Raw genomic sequence first — 17,814 nt, 5'->3', positions numbered from 1 at the left:
CTCACCTGCCGTGTCGTACGGCGGGTGAGGGGGTTCGGCTGTCTCAGGCCTCGGTGGGCGCCAGCTCGGCGGCGGTCACCCGCAGCTCGGTGGCGGACTCGTCGGTGACGAAGTCCAGGTCGCCGACGATGGTGCCGACGGCGCGGAGGTCGTCCTGCGCCTGCTGCGCGGCCTCCACCAGCGAGGCCGGACCAGTGATCTCCACGCGGGCGAGCGGGGCACGCATCTTGGCCTTGGCCTGCGACTTGGCGCCGCGGATGCCGGTCAGGGCGGCGGCCACGCCGTCGAGCACCAGCGGCTGGGACGCAGCGGCCGAGCCGAGGTCGGCCGCGGTGGGCCAGGCGGCGTGGTGGATGGAGCCGTCCTGCCACCACGACCAGACCTCCTCGGTGGCGTAGGGCAGGAACGGCGCGAGCAGCCGCAGCTGGACGTGGAGCGCGATGGCGAGCGTGGCGCGCGCGGAGTCCGTGCCGGCGCCTCCCTCGGCGTCGTACGCCCGCTCCTTGACCAGCTCGAGGTAGTCGTCGCAGAACTCCCAGAAGAACTTCTCGGTGACCTCGAGCGCGGTCGTGTAGTCGTAGGCGTCGAAGGCCTCGGTCGCCCTGCGGACGACCACCTCGAGCCGGCCCAGCAGGGCGCAGTCGACCGGGGCGCTGACGACGGCCGGGCTGAGCCCGGTGGCGCCGACGTTGCCGAGGACGAACTTCGAGGCGTTGAGGACCTTCATCGCCAGGCGGCGGCCGACCTTCATCTGCGACTCGTCGAAGGGCGAGTCGAGGCCGGGCCGGCCGATCGCGGCGCGCCAGCGGACGGCGTCGGCGCCGTACTTGTCCAGGATGTCGGTCGGGACCACGACGTTGCCCTTGGACTTCGACATCTTCTTGCGGTCCGGGTCGACGATGAAGCCGGAGATCATCGCGTGCGACCACGGCACGACCTGGTGCTCGAAGTCGGCGCGGACGACGCGGGAGAACAGCCAGGTGCGGATGATGTCGTGCGCCTGGGTGGCCAGGTCGTAGGGGAAGACCCGGGAGAACAGGTCGTCGTCGACCTCCCACCCGCCCGCGATCTGGGGCGTGAGCGACGACGTCGCCCACGTGTCCATGACGTCGGGGTCGCCGACGAACCCGCCCGGCTTGCCGCGCTGGTCCTCGGTGTAGCCCTCCGGCACCTGCGTCGACGGGTCGACCGGCAGCTGGTCCTCGCTCGGCATCAGCGGGTGGTCGTGGTCGGGCTCGCCGTCGGCGCCGAGGGGGTACCAGACCGGGAAGGGGATCCCGAAGAACCGCTGGCGCGAGATCAGCCAGTCGCCGTTGAGGCCGCCGACCCAGTTGTCGTAGCGGTGCTTCATGTGCGTGGGGATCCAGGTGATCTCCTCGCCGCGGACGAGCATCTCCTTGCGCAGCGCCGCGTCCTTGCCACCGTTCTTGATGTACCACTGGCGGGTCGCGACGATCTCGAGCGGCTTGTCGCCCTTCTCGTAGAAGTTCGCCATGCGTTGGGTCGGCTTCGGCTCGCCGTCGAGGTCGCCCGACTCGCGCAGCAGCGCGACCATCGCCTCGCGGGCGCTGAAGGTGGTCTTGCCGGCCATCTCGGCGTACGCCGTCGCAGCGCCCTCGGCCCCACCCGAACCAGCACTGAGCCACTCGGGCGTCTCGCGGAGCAGCCGCCCGTCGCGACCGACGACGGTGCGGACGGGGAGGCTGAGCTCGCGCCACCACATCACGTCGGTGAGGTCGCCGAAGGTGCAGCACATCGCGATGCCGGCGCCCTTGTCGGGCTCGGCCGCGTGGTGGGCCAGGACCGGGATCTCGACACCGAAGACCGGTGAGGTGACCGTGGTGCCGAAGAGGTCCTGGTAGCGCTCGTCGTCGGGGTGCGCGATGAGGGCGACGACGCTGGGGATCAGCTCGGGGCGTGTGGTCTCGATGTGGATCGGGCGGCCGGCCCCCCCGTCGGTCGGCACCGTGTGGAAGGCGACGCGGTGGTAGGCGCCCGGGTAGTCGCGCGCCTCGAGCTCGGCCTGCGCGACGGCGGTCTGGAACGTGACGTCCCACAGGGTCGGCGCCTCGGAGAGGTAGGCCTCGCCGCGGGCGAAGTTGCGCAGGAAGGCGCGCTGGCTGACGGTGCGCGAGTGGTCGCCGATCGTCGTGTAGGTCGGGTTCCACTGGACCGAGAGCCCGAGCTGGCGCCACAGCGCCTCGAAGGCCTTCTCGTCCTCGACGACGAGCTGCTCGCACAGCTCGATGAAGTTGGGCCGGCTGACCGGGACCTGCTTCTTGGCGTCGGGCTTCTCCGGCGGCGTGAAGTCGGGGTCGTAGGGCAGCGTCGGGTCGCAGCGGACACCGAAGTAGTTCTGCACGCGGCGCTCGGTCGGCAGGCCGTTGTCGTCCCAGCCGATCGGGTAGAAGACGGCCTTGCCCTGCATGCGCTGGTAGCGCGCGATGAGGTCGGTGTGGCTGTAGGAGTAGACGTGGCCGACGTGCAGCGAGCCGCTGACGGTCGGCGGGGGAGTGTCGATCGAGTAGACGTTCTCCCGCGGCTGGGTGCGGTCGAAGGCGTAGGTGTCGTTGTCGGCCCACGCCCGGGACCACTTGTCCTCCAGACCCTCGAGCGCCGGACGCTCCGGTACGACGACGGCACGCTGGTCGGTGCTCGCTGTCGTCGGACCAGTGTCCGGGGCCTGGGTGCTGGGGTTGTCAGTCATGCGCCGAGTCTATTGACGGGCCTCCGGCCTGTGAAAACGAGTATCGACGCGCATCCACCGACCCCTAGCGTGACGGCATGGATCTCCCGACCGATGGCGCGTTCACCCTCGAGTTCTTCGACCACCCCCAGCCCTTCCTCGACGCGGCCGGCGACGTGCTCGCCGCCGACCCGGTGGTGGGCAGCGTGATCGCCAGCGTCACCCAGCGGACGGCGCGGGAGGTGGCGGCCGGTCGCGGTTCGTGGGCGGAGGTCGGTGCGCCGTTCGAGCGCTGGTGGGTGGTGGTCCGCGACGCCGGTGGACGCGCCGTGAGCGCGACCATGCGGACCGCTCCCTTCCCGCCGCACCCGTCCTTCTCGATGCCCATGCCGGACGCCGCCGCCCGCATGCTCGCCACCGCCCTCCACGAGCGCGGGGAGCTCCTGGGCGGCGCCAACGGCGCCCTGCCCGGTGCCGAGGTGCTGGCCCGCGCCACGGCCGAGCTGGCCGGCGGCGCGGTGGTCGCCGACAAGGCGACCCGGCTGTGGGAGGCCACCTCGGTCGTCGTGCCGCCCGCGCCCGAGGGGCGGATGCGGCTTGCGACCGAGGACGACGCCGACCTGGTGCTGGCGTGGTTCACCGCCTTCCACGAGGAGGCCGACGAGCAGGCCGGGCGCGAGCCCGACCCCGCGGCCGGTGAGCACAACACCCTCGACAGCGTGCTCGTCCGGATCAGGGAGGGCGTCGAGTGGTTGTGGGAGCTGCCCGACGGCACGGTCGCCCACCTGACGGGCGCCGGACTGCCGTCCTACGGCGTCTCCCGCATCGGCCCGGTCTTCACGCCGCGCGAGCTCCGCGGCCGCGGCATCGCGTCGTACGTCGTCGGCGAGCTGACGCGGCGCGGACTCGAGGCGGGCCACCGGATGTGCCTGTTCACCGACCTCGCCAACCCGACGTCCAACAAGATCTACGCGGCGCTGGGCTACGAGCCGACGGTGGACATGGCCGAGCACGTCGTCCGGGTGCCCGGTGACGAGTCGTCACCCGGTGGCGGAGGTCAATAGACTCGAGGGGCGATGACTGACCCCCACGACACGGCCCCCGACGCCGCCGACGCCCCCCGCCTCGCCGAGACCTACGACGAGGTCGAGGACGCGCTGCTGTCGCGCTGGCCAGAGACCAGGCTGGAGCCCAGCCTCGACCGGATCGAGGCCTTCACCGAGCTGCTCGGCGAGCCGCAGCGCTCCTTCCGCTCGATCCACCTCACCGGCACCAACGGCAAGACGAGCACCAGCCGGATGATCGAGACGCTGTTGCGCGCCCTCGACCTGCGCACCGGACGCTTCACCTCCCCGCACCTCGAGCGGATGAGCGAGCGGATCAGCGTCGACGGGGAGCCCCTCGACGACGAGGCGTTCGTCCGCGCCTTCAACGACGTCGCCCCCTACACCCACCTCGTCGACGCCGAGCAGGACCACCCACTGAGCTTCTTCGAGACGATCGTCGCGATGGCCTACGCCGCGTTCGCCGACGCCCCGGTGGACGTGGCCGTGGTCGAGGTCGGCATGGGCGGCAGCTGGGACGCCACCAACGTGATCGACGCCGACGTCGCGGTGGTGCTGCCGGTCGCGGTCGACCACGCCAAGTACCTCGGCGAGGACGCGGTGACCATCGCAGCCGAGAAGGCCGGGATCATCAAGCCCGGCTCGGTCGCCGTCCTGGCCGAGCAGACGCCGGAGGTCGCTGCCGTGCTCCTCGAGCGCGCGGCCGAGGCCGGTGCGACGATCGTGCGCGAGGGCATGGAGTTCGGTGTCGTCGCCCGCACCCCCGCCGTCGGCGGCCAGGTCATCTCGCTGCAGGGCCTGCGCGGCCACTACGACGACGTCTTCCTGCCGCTCTACGGCGCCCACCAGGCGCAGAACGCCGCTGTGGCGCTCGCCGCGGTCGAGGCGTTCGCCGGGTCGGAAGCCCTCGACGACGAGGTGGTGCGCGCGGCGTTCGCCGAGGTCACCTCGCCGGGCCGGCTCGAGATCATCCGCCGCAGCCCGACGATCCTGCTCGACGCCGCGCACAACCCGCACGGGGCGGAGGCCGTCGGAGCCGCACTCGAGGACTCCTTCTCCTTCAGCCCGCTGGTCGGGGTGCTGGGCGTGATGGAGGACAAGGACCACGACGGCCTGCTGGCGGCGTTCGAGCCCCACCTCGCGCACGTGGTCTGCACCCAGAACTCCACCCCGCGCTCGCTCTCGGCCGCGGCCCTCGGGCGCGCCGCCGCCGAGATCTTCGGGGAGGACCGCGTCAGCGTCGTGCCGGACCTGGCCGACGCGATCGAGCGGGCCGCGACCCTGGCCGAGGCCCAGGAGACCATCGACGTCTCGATCGGTGCCGGTGCGGTGCTGGTCACCGGGTCGGTCGTCACCGTGGGCGAGGCCCGCTCCCTGCTCAAGGGACGGCGATGAGCGACCAGGTGCCCACCGACCAGGTGCCCAGCAACACCGAGCGCTCGCCCCGGCGCGGGATGGCCGCCGCCGTCCTGAGCCTCGAGGCGATCACGCTCGGCCTGACGACGCCCGTCATGATCACGATCGCCGACGTCCCGGCCGGCACCGCCGTGGCCGTCGGGCTCGGTCTCGCGATCGTGTGCCTGCTGCTGGCCGGCATGCTGCGGGCCGAGTGGGCCTACCTCGCCGGCTACGTCGTGCAGGTCGCGGCCATCGGCCTGGGCTTCGTCATCCCCGTGATGTTCGGCCTCGGGGCCGTCTTCGCCACTCTCTGGACCGCCGCGGACCTGCTCGGCCGCAAGATCGAGCGGGAGCGCGCCGCTGCGTGGGCGGCGTACCGCTCAGAGCAGCCCTGAGCCTCCTCGCTACGCTGCCCGCATGAGCACCGTCCAGCGTTCCCTCGTCCTCGTCAAGCCCGACGGCGTGCGCCGCGGCCTCTCGGGCGAGGTCCTCCGCCGGATCGAGGCCAAGGGCTACACGCTCGCGGCCGTCGAGCTGCGCACCGCGACCCCCGAGATCCTCGCCGAGCACTACGCCGAGCACGAGGGCAAGCCGTTCTACGGCCCGCTCGTCGAGTTCATGCTGTCGGGCCCGGTGCTGGCCGTCGTCATCGAGGGGGAGCGCTGCATCGAGGGCTTCCGCTCGCTCGCCGGCGCCACCGACCCGACCGTCGCCGCCCCGGGCACCATCCGCGGCGACCTCGGCCGCGACTGGGGCCTCGCCGTCCAGCAGAACCTCGTGCACGGCTCGGACTCCGAGCAGTCCGCGGCCCGCGAGATCGGTATCTGGTTCAGCGACCTGGCCTGACGCCCGCCGCGTGTCCTCCCGGGAAGACCCGGTCCCGCTCCTTAACCTGAGCGTGGGTCGGCGACTCGCCGACTCCTCTTCCCGAGTACGACCCGACCTGCAGGGGCAGCAGCGGCATGGCACTGAACAGCACTACTGGGGGCTTCATCGGCCGTGACATGGCCGTCGACCTCGGCACCGCCAACACGCTCGTCTACGTCCGTGGCCGGGGCGTCGTGCTCGACGAGCCCTCGGTCGTCGCGATGAACACCACCACCGGCGAGGTGCTCGCGGTCGGCCACGAGGCCAAGCGGATGATCGGTCGCACTCCCGACAGCATCGCGGCCATCCGCCCGCTCAAGGACGGCGTGATCGCCGACTTCGAGGCGACCGAGCAGATGCTGCGCTACTTCATCCACCAGGTGCACCGGCGCCGCTACTTCGCCAAGCCCCGCATGGTGATCTGCGTGCCGAGCGGCATCACGGCCGTGGAGCAGCGCGCGGTCAAGGAGGCCGGCTACCAGGCCGGCGCCCGCAAGGTCTACATCGTCGAGGAGCCGATGGCGGCCGCGATCGGTGCCGGGCTGCCCGTCCACGAGGCCACCGGCAACATGGTCGTCGACGTGGGCGGCGGCACCACCGAGGTCGCCGTCATCAGCCTGGGCGGGATCGTCACGAGCCTGTCGGTGCGCACCGCCGGCGACGACCTCGACCAGGCGATCATCGCCTGGATGAAGAAGGAGTACTCCCTCATGCTCGGGGAGCGCACCGCCGAGGAGATGAAGATGACCCTCGGCTCCGCCTTCCCGCTGCCCACCGAGCCCGACGCCGAGATCCGCGGTCGTGACATGGTCTCCGGCCTGCCCCGCACCGTGGTCGTGTCCAGCTCCGAGCTGCGCCAGGCGCTCGAGGAGCCGCTGCACAGCATCATCGACGCCGTCCGCACCACCCTCGACCAGACGCCGCCCGAGCTGGCCGGCGACATCATGGACCGCGGCATCGTCCTCACCGGCGGCGGCGCGATGCTGCGCGGCCTCGACGAGCGACTGCGCCATGAGACCGGCATGCCCGTCCACGTCGCGGAGGACCCGCTGTCCTCGGTGGCCTACGGCGCCGGCAAGTGCGTGGAGGAGTTCGAGGCGCTCCAGCAGGTCCTGGTGTCCGACCCGAGGCGCTTCTGATGGGGGCCTTCGGGGGGCACGAGGGTCGCGAGCGCCGCTGGACCGGGCTCGACCGGCTCGAGTCGCGCAACCGTCCGCCGCGCTCGCTGCTGCTGGCGCTCGTCCTGGCCAGCGTCACGCTGATCACGCTCGACGTCTCCGGCGGCGGCAGCTCGCCGATCGAGCCGGCGCGGCGCGCGGTGGGCGAGGCGTTCGGTCCGGCCGAGGCCGGCGTCGCCGCGGCCGTGCGGCCGTTCACCGCCGTCCCCACGTGGTTCCGCAGCAAGGGCGACCTCGCCGACCAGGTGCGTGACCTCGAGGCCAGCAACGCCGAGCTCAAGGGCCGGATCGACCTGGCGGGCTTCGACCGCAACCGCCTCGAGCAGTACGACGGACTCACCACGGCCGCGGAGGACCTGGGATCCGCCCTGGTCCCGGCGCGCGTGGTCGCGCTCGGGTCGCGGCAGTCACAGAGCTTCACGGTCACCATCGACGCCGGCTCGGAGGCCGGCGTCGGCCCCGACATGACGGTCGTCAACAACGACGGCCTCGTGGGCCGGGTCCTGCGGGTCACCCGCACGACCGCCACCGTGCTGCTCGTCATCGACCCCGACTCGACCGTCGGCGGCCGTGTCGGGTCGAGCATGGAGATCGGGTTCGTCACCGGCAGCGGGTCGCTCGACCAGGAGGCGGGCCTCGACCTGCGCCTCGTCGACGACGCGTCGGTGCCCGCGCGCGACGACACCGTGGTGACGTGGGGCAGCACAACGGGTCCCTACGCCCCGGGCGTGCCGATCGGCACCATCACCGAGGTCTACAGCTCGCTGCGCGAGGCCTCCCAGCGTGCGGTGGTGAAGCCCTTCGTGGACTTCTCCGCCCTCGACGTCGTCGGCGTCATGGTGCCGAGCGGCTCCCGCAGCGACCGCGCGGTGATCGAGGCGGACGGGAGCCTCAGGTGAGCTATCTCCGCTGGGTGGCGGCCCTCGCTGCCATCGTCGTCGCGCTCGTCGTGCAGGTCACGCTGTTCCCCCATGTCGCGTGGCACGGCATCGTGCCCAACCTCTGCCTGCTCGTCGTGGTCGCGGCCGCGCTGACCGTCGAGGCGCCGTTCGCGCTGGTCCTCGGGTTCACGGCCGGCCTCACCCTCGACCTGGCTCCGCCGGCCGACCACGTGGCGGGCCGCTGGGCGCTCGCCCTGACGATCGCGGCGTTCCTCGCCGCCCGCGTGCGCCAGGACCAGAAGCCGACCGCCCTCGCCGTGGTCGGCACCGTCGCCGCGGCGTCGTTCGCGGCGAGCTCGCTGTTCGCGCTGTCGGGGGTGCTGCTCCAGGACCCCGCCATGTCGGTCGCGGGCCTCCTCGAGGTCGTCCTGGTCGCCGTCGCCTGGGACGTGCTGCTCACCCCGTTCGTGCTCCCGCCGCTGATGAAGCTCTTCGCCAGGCTCAGCCCGCAGTGGGCCGCCTCGTGAGGCCTGCCACCCGGGCCAGGGGCGACCGCAGCCGCCTGCGCCTGGTGGTCGTGCAGGCACTCGTCTTCTCGCTCTTCGCCACCCTGTTCGTCCGGCTCTACTACCTCCAGGTCATCGGCGGCGAGTCCTACCAGGCGCAGGCTGCCGACCAGTCCGTGCGCGACATCGTCGTCCAGCCCCAACGCGGGCTCATCGTCGACAACCAGGGCCGGCCCCTGGTGGCCAACCGCACCTCGTGGGTCATCTCGATGGACCGCACCCTCCTCGGCAAGCTGGGGGAGGGTCAGCGCACCGAGCTGGTCCGGCGTGTCTCGGTAGTCGTCGGCGTCGAGGCCGAGGACGTCGAGGCCCGCCTCGTGACCTGCGGCGACCCCGGCAGCGTCCGCGACGTCTGCTGGAACGGCTCGCCCTACCAGCCCGTCCCGGTCGCGACCGACGTCCCCAAGAGCGTCGCCCTGCAGGTGCTCGAGCAGCCGGAGGACTACCCCGGCGTCCTCGCCGAGCAGCAGAACGTCCGCTCCTACCCACGACCCTTCGGCATCAACCTCGCCCACGTGCTGGGCTACCTCAGCCCCGTCACCGAGGACGAGTACGACCTCGCCGCCGAGCGCGACGACCGCTCCCTCAACGGCGCCTCGGTCGTCGGCCGCGCCGGCGTGGAGAAGCAGTACGACGAGTGGTTGCGCGGCCTGCCCGGCTACCGCCGCGTGGCGGTCGACTCGATGGGCCGCGTGCTGGGCGACGACTCCCTCGTGGAGAGCATCCCCGGCGACACGCTCGTCACCTCGATCGACGCGAAGGTGCAGTCGGTCGTCGAGCGCCAGCTCGCCCAGCGGATCGCCTTCCAGCGCACGCAGCTCGACACGGTGACCGGCCGCAAGTACGTCGCCGACTCGGGCGCCGCCGTCGTCCTCGACGCGAAGACCGGCCGGGTCATCGCGATGGCGAGCCAGCCGACGTACGACCCCGACGTGTGGACCGGCGGCATCAGCGAGGAGCAGCTGAGGCGGCTCTACTCCGAGAAGGCCGGCACGCCGCTGCTCTCGCGCGCCACCCAGGGCCAGTTCGCCCCCGGGTCGACCTGGAAGCCGTTCATGACGGCCGGCGCCCTGACCAACGGCTACTCGATGGACACCACGCTGCCGTGCTCGTCGGGCTTCCAGGTCGGCAACCGGGTGTTCAAGAACTACGAGTCCGGCGCCTACGGCAGCATCGGCTTCGCCAAGGCGCTGGAGGTCTCCTGCAACACCTTCTTCTACCGCATCGGCTACGACTTCTGGCAGCGCTTCGGCAGCGACCCGGCCGACATCGACGCCAAGGACCCGCTGGTCGAGGAGGCCAAGGAGTTCGGCTTCGGCTCGCGCACCGGCATCGACCTGCCCGGTGAGGCGCCCGGCCGGATCGCCGACCGCCGCTGGAAGCAGGCCTACTACGAGTCGCAGAAGGACTACTACTGCGAGCTCAGCGACAAGCCGCAGACCGAGGACACCAGCGACTTCGTCTACAAGTTCGCGCGCGAGTTCTGCCTCGAGGGCAACCTCTACCGTGCCGGCGACGCCGTGAACTTCTCCATCGGCCAGGGCGACACGATCGTCACGCCGCTGCAGCTCGCCCGCGGCTACGCCGCCCTCAGCAACGGCGGCACCCTCTGGGCGCCCACCGTCGCCAAGGCGATCGTCAGCCCCGAGGGCAAGGTGCTGCGCCGCATCGCGCCGAGGAAGGTCGCGAAGGTCGACGTGCCGAAGAAGTACCTCGACTACATCGACGGGGCCCTGGAGAACGTCTCCCGCGTCGGCACGATGGCCTGGAAGCTCGTCGGCTTCCCGATCGACGACGTCACCATCCGCGCCAAGACCGGCTCAGCGGAGGTCTACGGCAAGCAGTCGACCGGCTGGGTCGCGTCCTACTCCAAGGACTACGTCGTGGTGATGATGATCAGCCAGGGCGGCACCGGCTCGGGGTCGACCGGTGAGGGCATCCGCGCGATCTGGGAGGCGCTGTACGGCATCGAGGGCGAGACCGTGCGTCCCGCACGCGCCGCGATCCCGGGCACCGTGCCGCCCGCCAGGCTGCCGCAGTTCCTCGAGGACGGGTCGATCATGCCGCCCGTCCCCGACAAGGCGGGGGGGTAGCTCCGATGACCGTCCTGTCCACCCGGCCCACCGGCCGTCCCGCCGCCCGGCCCCTGCGCGCGGCGTCGAGCCTGCGCGCCCCGGGGCTCGACTGGCTGCTGATGCTGGCCGCGCTGGCGCTCGTCGTCCTCGGCACCCTGCTCGTCTGGTCGGCCACCTCGACCCGCGCCGACCTGACCGGCGGCGACCCCCACGCCTACCTGCGCAAGCAGCTGGTCAACGTCGCGATCGGCCTGGTGCTGATGGTCGCCGTCCTCGCCACCGACCACCGCTGGGTGCGGATCCTCGCCCCGCTGGCCTACCTCGCCAGCGTCGGCGGACTGGTCATGGTGCTCGTGGCCGGCAGCACGATCAACGGGTCGCGGTCATGGATCCAGCTCGGCGGGATGTCGATCCAGCCGGCTGAGTTCGCCAAGCTCGCCGTGGTGATCGGGATGGCGCTCGTCGTGGCCGAGCGCACCGAACGACGGTGGGGCAGGCGCGTCGGCAGCCTCGAGGTCGTCGTCATGCTCGTGATCGCCGGGGTGCCCGCGGCGCTGATCCTGCTCCAGCCCGACCTCGGCACCATGCTGGTGCTCTCCGCGACGGTCTTCGGCGTGCTCGCGGTGGCCGGCGCAGGCCGCCTGTGGCTCGCAGGCCTGACCGTCGGCGCGGTCGGCGGCGCCGTCGCGGCGGTGTCGATGGGGGTGCTCAAGCCCTACCAGGTCGATCGCTTCCTGGCGTTCACCAACCCCGGGCTCGACCCACGCGGCGCCGGCTACAACACCGAGCAGGCACGCATCGCGGTCGGCAACGGCGGCCTGTTCGGACAGGGGCTCTTCGACGGCTCGCAGACCCGCTCGGGCTTCGTGCCCGAGCAGCACACCGACTTCATCTTCACCGTCGCCGGTGAGGAGCTCGGGCTCGTGGGCGCGGGTGTGCTGATCCTGCTCGTGGCCGTCGTGATCTGGCGCGCGCTCGTGATCTCCGCCCAGGCCGGCGACCTCTTCGGCCGCGTCGCGGCCGCCGGCATCGCCTGCTGGTGGGGGTTCCAGGCGTTCCAGAACATCGGCATGTGCCTCGGCATCATGCCCGTCACCGGCGTGCCGCTCCCGTTCGTGTCCTACGGCGGCAGCTCGCTGTTCGCCGGGATGCTGGCGCTCGGGCTGCTGCAGAACATCCACCTGAGGTCGGCGGGCCCGCTGGGTCGATGAGCAGGGGCCGTTGAGTAGGGGCCGTTGAGTAGGCCGCACCACCGACCGGGACGTAACCTTGAGGGTCGGCGCGGCCGTTGTGCCCGCCCGTCCCTGGTTCCTAGTGCTGTCGAGGTGTCTGTCATGTCCGTCGCGTCGGTCTTCCCGCGCCTGGAGGCGAGGCTTCCGTCGGTGCAGAAGCCCATCCAGTACGTCGGCGGCGAGCTCAACTCCGTCGTCAAGGACTGGGACTGCGCGGAGGCGTCGGACACTGGTGGTCCGACGGTCCGGTGGGCCCTGATGTACCCCGACGCCTACGAGGTGGGCCTGCCCAACCAGGGCGTCCAGATCCTCTACGAGGTGCTCAACGAGCGTGACTGGATCCTCGCCGAGCGCACCTACTCGGTGTGGCCCGACATGGAGCAGGTGATGCGCGAGGGTGACGCGCAGGGACCGATCCCGCAGTTCACCGTCGACAGCCACCGCCCCGTCGGCGCCTTCGACCTCTTCGGCCTGAGCTTCTCCACCGAGCTCGGCTACACCAACATGCTCAACGCCCTCGACCTGGCCGGGATCCCGCTCCACGCGGTCGACCGCGGCGAGGACGACCCGGTCGTGATCGCCGGCGGTCACGCCGCGTTCAACCCCGAGCCGATCGCCGACTTCGTCGACGCCGCCGTGCTCGGCGACGGCGAGGAGGTCGTGCTCGCCATCTCCGACGTCGTACGCGAGTGGAAGGCCGAGGACCGCCCCGGCGGTCGCGAGGAGCTGCTGCGCCGGCTCGCGGTCACGGGCAACATCTACGTCCCGCGGTTCTACGACGTGGCCTACGCCGCCGACGGCTCGATCGAGGCCGTCGTGCCCAACCGGCCCGGCATCCCGTTCCGGGTCCGCAAGCACACGCTGATGGACCTCGACCAGTGGCCCTACCCGGCCAACCCGCTGGTCCCGCTCGCCGAGACCGTCCACGAGCGCTTCTCCGTCGAGATCTTCCGCGGCTGCACGCGCGGCTGCCGCTTCTGCCAGGCCGGGATGATCACCCGCCCGGTCCGCGAGCGGTCCATCGAGACCATCGGTGACATGGTCGAGAACGGCATCCGCAAGACGGGCTTCGAGGAGGTCGGCCTGCTGTCGCTGTCCAGTGCCGACCACACCGAGATCGGTGACGTCGCCAAGGGCCTCGCCGACCGCTACGAGGGCTCCAACGTCTCGCTGTCGCTGCCCAGCACGCGTGTCGACGCCTTCAACATCACCCTCGCCAACGAGTTCTCCCGCAACGGCCGTCGCTCGGGCCTGACCTTCGCCCCCGAGGGCGGCTCGGAGCGGATGCGCAAGGTGATCAACAAGATGGTGAGCGAGGACGACCTGATCCGCACCGTCGCAGCGGCGTACTCCCACGGCTGGCGCCAGGTGAAGCTCTACTTCATGGTCGGCCTGCCCACCGAGACCGACGAGGACGTGCTGCAGGTCGCCGACCTCGCCAGGCGCGTGATCGCCAAGGGGCGCGAGGTCACCGGGCGCAACGACATCCGCTGCACGGTGTCGATCGGCGGGTTCGTCCCCAAGCCGCACACGCCGTTCCAGTGGGCCGCGCAGCTCGACCACGAGACCACCGACGACCGGCTGAAGAAGCTGCGCGACGTCGTGCGCGACGACAAGAAGTACGCCCGCGCGATCGGCTTCCGCTACCACGACGGCAAGCCCGGCATCGTCGAGGGACTGCTGTCCCGCGGCGACCGGCGCGTCGGCCGGGTCATCGAGGAGGTCTGGCGCGACGGGGGCCGCTTCGACGGCTGGAGCGAGCACTTCTCCTACGACCGCTGGATGTCCTCGGCAGAGAAGGCGCTCGCCGGCACCGGAGTCGACGTCGACTGGTACACCACCCGCGAGCGCGACTACGACGAGGTGCTGCCGTGGGAGCACCTCGACTCCGGCCTCGACAAGGACTGGCTGTGGGGTGACTGGGAGGACGCCCTCGCGACCGCCGACGGCGCCGACATCGAGATCGAGGACTGCCGCTGGACGCCGTGCTACGACTGCGGCGTCTGCCCCGAGATGGGCACCGAGATCCAGGTCGGCCCGACGGGCCAGAAGCTGCTCCCGCTCAGCGTGGTCTGACCCCGCGACCGCGCGGACGCTGGCATGATCCGCCTCGTGCCACACGTGCTGGACCTCGGGTCCCGGAAGTTCTGGCAGCTGACGGGTCGCCGGGTCGACCTCGAGGGTCGCGAGCGGTGGCTGGACGCACCGGTGAGCCGGGAGCCTCGCGTCGGCGAGGACTGGCTCGCGGCCGAGGCCGCCCGGCACGGAGGCGTGCTGGGCGGTGATGAGCCGGACGCCGGACTGCTGCCCTCCATGGCGGTGCTCGACGGACCGGGCTTCGACTCCGCCCGCCTGCGACCGGAGGTCCGCGACTTCTACGAGCGCACCGCGTCGTGGCACATGGAGGTCTGGTCGTCCTGGTCGCCGGTGTTCTGGCCGGCGGGGGAGCTGGTCTCCCGGCTGTGGGGGCGGCGGGTGGAGCAGCTCGCCCTGCCCATGCGGCCGCTCGACGTCGCCCGCGGCATGGACAGCCGGGTCACCCCGATCCGGGACCGCGACGGCGACCAGGTCGCGGCCGCCTGGACCCGCACCCTGCGCGGCACCGGTCGGCCGGTCTTCAGCGGCGCCTACTCAGCGCGCACGCTGCCCGGCGCCGACCGCCCGAGCGTCCACGTCGCGTTCCCGCTCGAGTCGGGCAACGTGCAGGTGTTCCTCCGCCCCACCGTCACCGCCGACGGCGGCCTGCTCCTGGAGTCCCCGACGGGCCGCTTCGGCCAGGACGGGGCGTACGTCGTCGTCCGCGACCGTCGTGCCCACGCCGCGCGCGTCCCGCTGCACGAGACCTTCCACCTCTACGTCGATGCCGACGGGGTGCTGCGGACCGACCACGAGCTGCGCCTCCGGACGGCGTCGGCCGTCCGCCTGCACTACAAGCTCGAGTCGGCGTCGTGACGATCCACTCCTTCCACCTCGCCGAGGTGCCGAGGAACGTGGGCGTGCGGGCGCTCGTCCGGCCGCCGGGCGGCTCGACGCCCGGCCTCGACCACCTCGAGTGCCTCTCGCTGATGCGGCTCGGCGCCCCCGTCGTGTCACCGGACCGCCTGCAGGTCAGCCGGCTCGCTGTCTTCGGGCAGTGGCGCGACGAGGCGGCGCTCGAGCGCTTCCTGGCCCGGGACGCGCTGGGGCGCGAGCTTGCCGGGGGCTGGCACGTCCGGCTCGAGTTCCTGCGTCGCTGGTCGAGCATCGCCGCCCTCCCCGGGCTGCCCGCGCGGGCCGGCGCCTGGCGGCAGGACGAGCCCGTCGTGGCGGTGACGCTGGCGCGGATGCGGATCCCCGAGCTGCCGCGGTTCCTGCGCAGCGGCAGGCCGGTCGAACGACTGGTGCGCGACCACCCGGGCGTGACGCTCGCCGTCGCCGCCCTGCGGCCGCCGCGCACCATCTCCACCTTCTCGGTCTGGCGGACCGTGCAGGAGATGGAGGACATGGTGCAGGGCCGCTCGGCCGTGCCCGACCCGTCCCGCCACGCCGCGGCGATGGCCGAGCGCGACCGTCGCGACTTCCACCACGAGTTCGCGACCTACCGGTTCCGGGCGATCTCCGAGCACGGCTCCTGGGCGGGCAGGAGGGGCATCGTCCCGTCGTGAGAAGTCAGATGGCGCCGGTGGGGCCGGGGAGAACCCCACCGCTGCGGTAACCTCAGGCGCCGACGCAGGACAGCACACGGGACGGGAAACGATGGGCGACGATCACCAGGGCCATGACGCCGGCACGGTCGTGAGCAGCGACGGCAGCAGCCGCCACCACGACATGAACGGGGATGGTCACGGGACCGAGCTCGACGCAGACCTCCGCGAGCAGCTCGCCGTGATGGCCGCTCGGAACCGGGAGCTCGAGGACGAGGTGCTCGAGGCCCGCCACGCTCAGCTGCTCAACCGCGACCACGTCGTGGGGATCGAGGCGGAGATCGGGCGTCAGAACGCCGACATCCTCCGCGTCAGCGCAGACCTGCGCCGCCTCCAGGGCCGGGAGAAGCGGTTGCGCACGCGAAAGGCCGCCCAGGCCAAGCGGATCGACGGGTTGGAGGCCAAGTTGGTGGCCGCGCGCAGGCGCAACGCCGCACTCACCCGCCGGGTCGCGGAGCTCGAGGCGAGCATCCCCCCGCCCTCCCTCGCACGCCGGGTCGTTCGTCGGCTGCGGAGATCGGGCCGATGAGCGCCCCGCTCTTCTCGATCGTCACGCCCGTGTACCAGCCCCCGCTCGAGGTCTTCCGCGAGACGTTCGCGTCGGTCGTGGCCCAGGAGTTCACCGACTGGGAGTGGGTGCTGGTCGACGACTGCTCGCCCTCTCCGGAGGTGCGCGACTTCATCCGCGAGCACGCCACCACCGACCCTCGCATCCGTCTGGTCGAGCGCGCCGACAACGGCCACATCGTCAAGGCGTCCAACGACGGGGTCGACGCGGCACGCGGGGAGTTCCTCGCCTTCCTGGACCACGACGACCTGCTGACGGTCGACGCCCTCGACGAGATGGCGCACCACATCGCCGACCACGACGACGTCGACTACCTCTACTCCGACGAGGACAAGGCGGACGCGGACGGCAATCTGCACTCGGAGTTCCGCAAGCCCCGGTGGTCGCCCGAGCGGCTGCGTGGGCAGATGTACACCTCCCACCTGTCGGTGATGCGCGCTTCGCTCGTGCGGGAGGTGGGCGCCTTTCGCGAGGGCTACGACGGGTCCCAGGACCACGACCTGGCCCTCCGGGTGAGCGAGCGGGCCCGCCGGGTGGTTCACGTGCCAGAGGTGCTCTACCACTGGCGGGCCATCGCCGGGTCGGCGGCCGCCGACATCGACGCCAAGCCCTACGCCACCATCGCCGGGCAGCGAGCGGTGCAGGACCAGCTCGACCGGCTCGGCATCAAGGGCCGTGTGGGACAGGGCAGCGAGGCGGGCCGCTACGTGATCCAGCGGGAGCTGGACCCGGCGACCCGGGTCTCGATCATCATTCCCACGCTCGGCAGCGCGGCGCTCGTCTTCGGCGAGCGTCGGGTGCTGGTGGAGGAGACGGTGCGCTCGGCTCTGGCCCGCACCGACCACGACAACGTCGAGATCGTGGTGGTGCACGACTCGCCCACGCCCGCAGCGGTGCTCGACCGCCTGCGTGAGATCGCCGGCGACAAGCTGGTGCTCCAGGAGTTCACGAAGCCGTTCAACTTCTCCGAGAAGTGCAACGTCGGGGCCATGCGGGCCACGGGGGACCGGCTGGTGTTCCTCAACGACGACGTGGAGGTCATCAGCGAACGGTGGCTGGAGAACCTCGTGGGGCCCTTGGACGAGCCCGACGTCGGGCTGACCGGCGCCAAGCTCTACTTCAGCGACAGCTCCATCCAGCATGCCGGTCACGGCTACTGGGGCCAGCACTACCACCACCCGTTCCGCTTCCGCACGCGGGAGGACTCGGGGCCGTTCGGCGAGCTCGTGGTCAACCGGGAGGTCACCGGGGTGACCGCGGCATGCGCCGCGACCCGCCGCGAGGTCTTCCTCGGCATCGGCGGCTTCACCGAGGCGCTGCCGTCCAACTTCAACGACGTCGACTTCTGCTACAAGGTGAACCACCACGGCTACCGCACCGTCTGGGTGGCCAACTGTGAGCTGTTCCACTTCGAGTCGCAGACGCGCGACGGCACTGTGCAGGCGTGGGAGCGCCACTTCGTCGTACGCCGTTGGGGCATCCCCGACGAGGACGTCTTCACGCCGGCGTCGGTGGCCTCGCCGATGATGGATCCGCACCGGCTGCTCGACAGCCGGATCGCGGCCCCGCCGCGGGTACGTGAGAAGCGCCGCCCGAAGACCACCCGTTAGGGTGCG

Annotated in this window: 15 protein-coding genes; 14 read left to right on the top strand and 1 reads right to left on the bottom strand. The window is 71.7% G+C overall.

Annotation, left to right across the window (positions count from 1 at the left end; all coding sequences use genetic code 11):
- Positions 1–43: 43 nt before the first annotated feature.
- Positions 44–2,707, bottom strand: coding sequence for a valine--tRNA ligase (gene valS / locus Q1B24_RS06235; RefSeq protein ID WP_299924869.1), 2,664 nt, complete (start codon positions 2,705–2,707; stop codon positions 44–46).
- A 77-nt stretch (positions 2,708–2,784) separates the two neighbouring features.
- Here valS and Q1B24_RS06230 point away from each other — a divergent pair, with 77 nt between their 5' ends.
- The 14 genes from Q1B24_RS06230 to Q1B24_RS06165 all read left to right on the top strand — a co-directional run bounded on the left by Q1B24_RS06230 (position 2,785) and on the right by Q1B24_RS06165 (position 17,808).
- Positions 2,785–3,750 (top strand): GNAT family N-acetyltransferase, encoded by a 966-nt coding sequence (locus Q1B24_RS06230; RefSeq protein WP_299924866.1) that lies wholly within the window; start codon positions 2,785–2,787, stop codon positions 3,748–3,750.
- Between the two features lie 12 nt (positions 3,751–3,762).
- Positions 3,763–5,145, top strand: coding sequence for a folylpolyglutamate synthase/dihydrofolate synthase family protein (locus Q1B24_RS06225; RefSeq protein WP_299924863.1), 1,383 nt, complete (start codon positions 3,763–3,765; stop codon positions 5,143–5,145).
- Positions 5,142–5,543 (top strand): DUF4233 domain-containing protein, encoded by a 402-nt coding sequence (locus tag Q1B24_RS06220; protein ID WP_299924860.1) that lies wholly within the window; start codon positions 5,142–5,144, stop codon positions 5,541–5,543. Before Q1B24_RS06225 ends, Q1B24_RS06220 begins: the two co-directional genes overlap by 4 nt.
- A gap of 22 nt (positions 5,544–5,565) precedes the next feature.
- A complete protein-coding gene (ndk, locus tag Q1B24_RS06215; RefSeq protein ID WP_299924857.1) occupies positions 5,566–5,994 on the top strand; it encodes a nucleoside-diphosphate kinase in 429 nt (142 codons plus the stop codon).
- Between the two features lie 116 nt (positions 5,995–6,110).
- Positions 6,111–7,154 carry a rod shape-determining protein gene (locus Q1B24_RS06210; RefSeq protein ID WP_299924854.1) on the top strand — a complete coding sequence of 348 codons (1,044 nt, stop codon included), beginning with the start codon at positions 6,111–6,113 and terminating at the stop codon, positions 7,152–7,154.
- A complete protein-coding gene (mreC, locus tag Q1B24_RS06205) occupies positions 7,154–8,092 on the top strand; it encodes a rod shape-determining protein MreC (RefSeq protein WP_299924851.1) in 939 nt (312 codons plus the stop codon). Before Q1B24_RS06210 ends, mreC begins: the two co-directional genes overlap by 1 nt.
- A complete protein-coding gene (gene mreD, locus Q1B24_RS06200; protein WP_299924848.1) occupies positions 8,089–8,601 on the top strand; it encodes a rod shape-determining protein MreD in 513 nt (170 codons plus the stop codon). The genes mreC and mreD overlap by 4 nt, the downstream gene beginning before the upstream one ends.
- Complete coding sequence (mrdA, locus tag Q1B24_RS06195) at positions 8,598–10,733, top strand: penicillin-binding protein 2 (RefSeq protein ID WP_299924844.1); 2,136 nt, start codon at positions 8,598–8,600, stop codon at positions 10,731–10,733. The genes mreD and mrdA overlap by 4 nt, the downstream gene beginning before the upstream one ends.
- Before the next feature lie 5 nt (positions 10,734–10,738).
- Positions 10,739–11,926: a rod shape-determining protein RodA gene (gene rodA, locus Q1B24_RS06190; RefSeq protein ID WP_299924841.1), complete on the top strand. Its 1,188-nt coding sequence runs from the start codon at positions 10,739–10,741 to the stop codon at positions 11,924–11,926.
- 123 nt (positions 11,927–12,049) lie between these two features.
- A complete protein-coding gene (locus Q1B24_RS06185) occupies positions 12,050–14,023 on the top strand; it encodes a TIGR03960 family B12-binding radical SAM protein (RefSeq protein ID WP_299924838.1) in 1,974 nt (657 codons plus the stop codon).
- 36 nt (positions 14,024–14,059) lie between these two features.
- Positions 14,060–14,899 carry a hypothetical protein gene (locus Q1B24_RS06180; RefSeq protein WP_299924835.1) on the top strand — a complete coding sequence of 280 codons (840 nt, stop codon included), beginning with the start codon at positions 14,060–14,062 and terminating at the stop codon, positions 14,897–14,899.
- Complete coding sequence (locus Q1B24_RS06175) at positions 14,896–15,591, top strand: hypothetical protein (RefSeq protein WP_299924832.1); 696 nt, start codon at positions 14,896–14,898, stop codon at positions 15,589–15,591. Before Q1B24_RS06180 ends, Q1B24_RS06175 begins: the two co-directional genes overlap by 4 nt.
- 91 nt (positions 15,592–15,682) lie before the next feature.
- Positions 15,683–16,159: a hypothetical protein gene (locus Q1B24_RS06170; RefSeq protein WP_299924829.1), complete on the top strand. Its 477-nt coding sequence runs from the start codon at positions 15,683–15,685 to the stop codon at positions 16,157–16,159.
- A complete protein-coding gene (locus Q1B24_RS06165; protein ID WP_299924826.1) occupies positions 16,156–17,808 on the top strand; it encodes a glycosyltransferase in 1,653 nt (550 codons plus the stop codon). Before Q1B24_RS06170 ends, Q1B24_RS06165 begins: the two co-directional genes overlap by 4 nt.
- The last annotated feature ends 6 nt before the right edge of the window (positions 17,809–17,814 follow it).

It is taken from the genome of uncultured Nocardioides sp., assembly GCF_947488025.1.
Taxonomy (GTDB): Bacteria; Actinomycetota; Actinomycetes; order Propionibacteriales; family Nocardioidaceae; genus Nocardioides.
This window is presented reverse-complemented; position numbering and strand designations above follow the sequence as displayed.

Excerpts from the sequence above, each read along its gene's own strand:
- Q1B24_RS06225 (WP_299924863.1), top strand. The coding sequence starts at position 3,763 with ATGACTGACCCCCACGACACGGCCCCCGACGCCGCCGACGCCCCCCGC.
- Q1B24_RS06170 (WP_299924829.1), top strand. The coding sequence starts at position 15,683 with ATGGGCGACGATCACCAGGGCCATGACGCCGGCACGGTCGTGAGCAGC.
- valS (WP_299924869.1), bottom strand. The coding sequence starts at position 2,707 with ATGACTGACAACCCCAGCACCCAGGCCCCGGACACTGGTCCGACGACA.
- Q1B24_RS06230 (WP_299924866.1), top strand. The coding sequence starts at position 2,785 with ATGGATCTCCCGACCGATGGCGCGTTCACCCTCGAGTTCTTCGACCAC.
- Q1B24_RS06210 (WP_299924854.1), top strand. The coding sequence starts at position 6,111 with ATGGCACTGAACAGCACTACTGGGGGCTTCATCGGCCGTGACATGGCC.
- rodA (WP_299924841.1), top strand. The coding sequence starts at position 10,739 with ATGACCGTCCTGTCCACCCGGCCCACCGGCCGTCCCGCCGCCCGGCCC.
- Q1B24_RS06165 (WP_299924826.1), top strand. The coding sequence starts at position 16,156 with ATGAGCGCCCCGCTCTTCTCGATCGTCACGCCCGTGTACCAGCCCCCG.
- ndk (WP_299924857.1), top strand. The coding sequence starts at position 5,566 with ATGAGCACCGTCCAGCGTTCCCTCGTCCTCGTCAAGCCCGACGGCGTG.
- mreC (WP_299924851.1), top strand. The coding sequence starts at position 7,154 with ATGGGGGCCTTCGGGGGGCACGAGGGTCGCGAGCGCCGCTGGACCGGG.
- Q1B24_RS06185 (WP_299924838.1), top strand. The coding sequence starts at position 12,050 with ATGTCCGTCGCGTCGGTCTTCCCGCGCCTGGAGGCGAGGCTTCCGTCG.
- Q1B24_RS06220 (WP_299924860.1), top strand. The coding sequence starts at position 5,142 with ATGAGCGACCAGGTGCCCACCGACCAGGTGCCCAGCAACACCGAGCGC.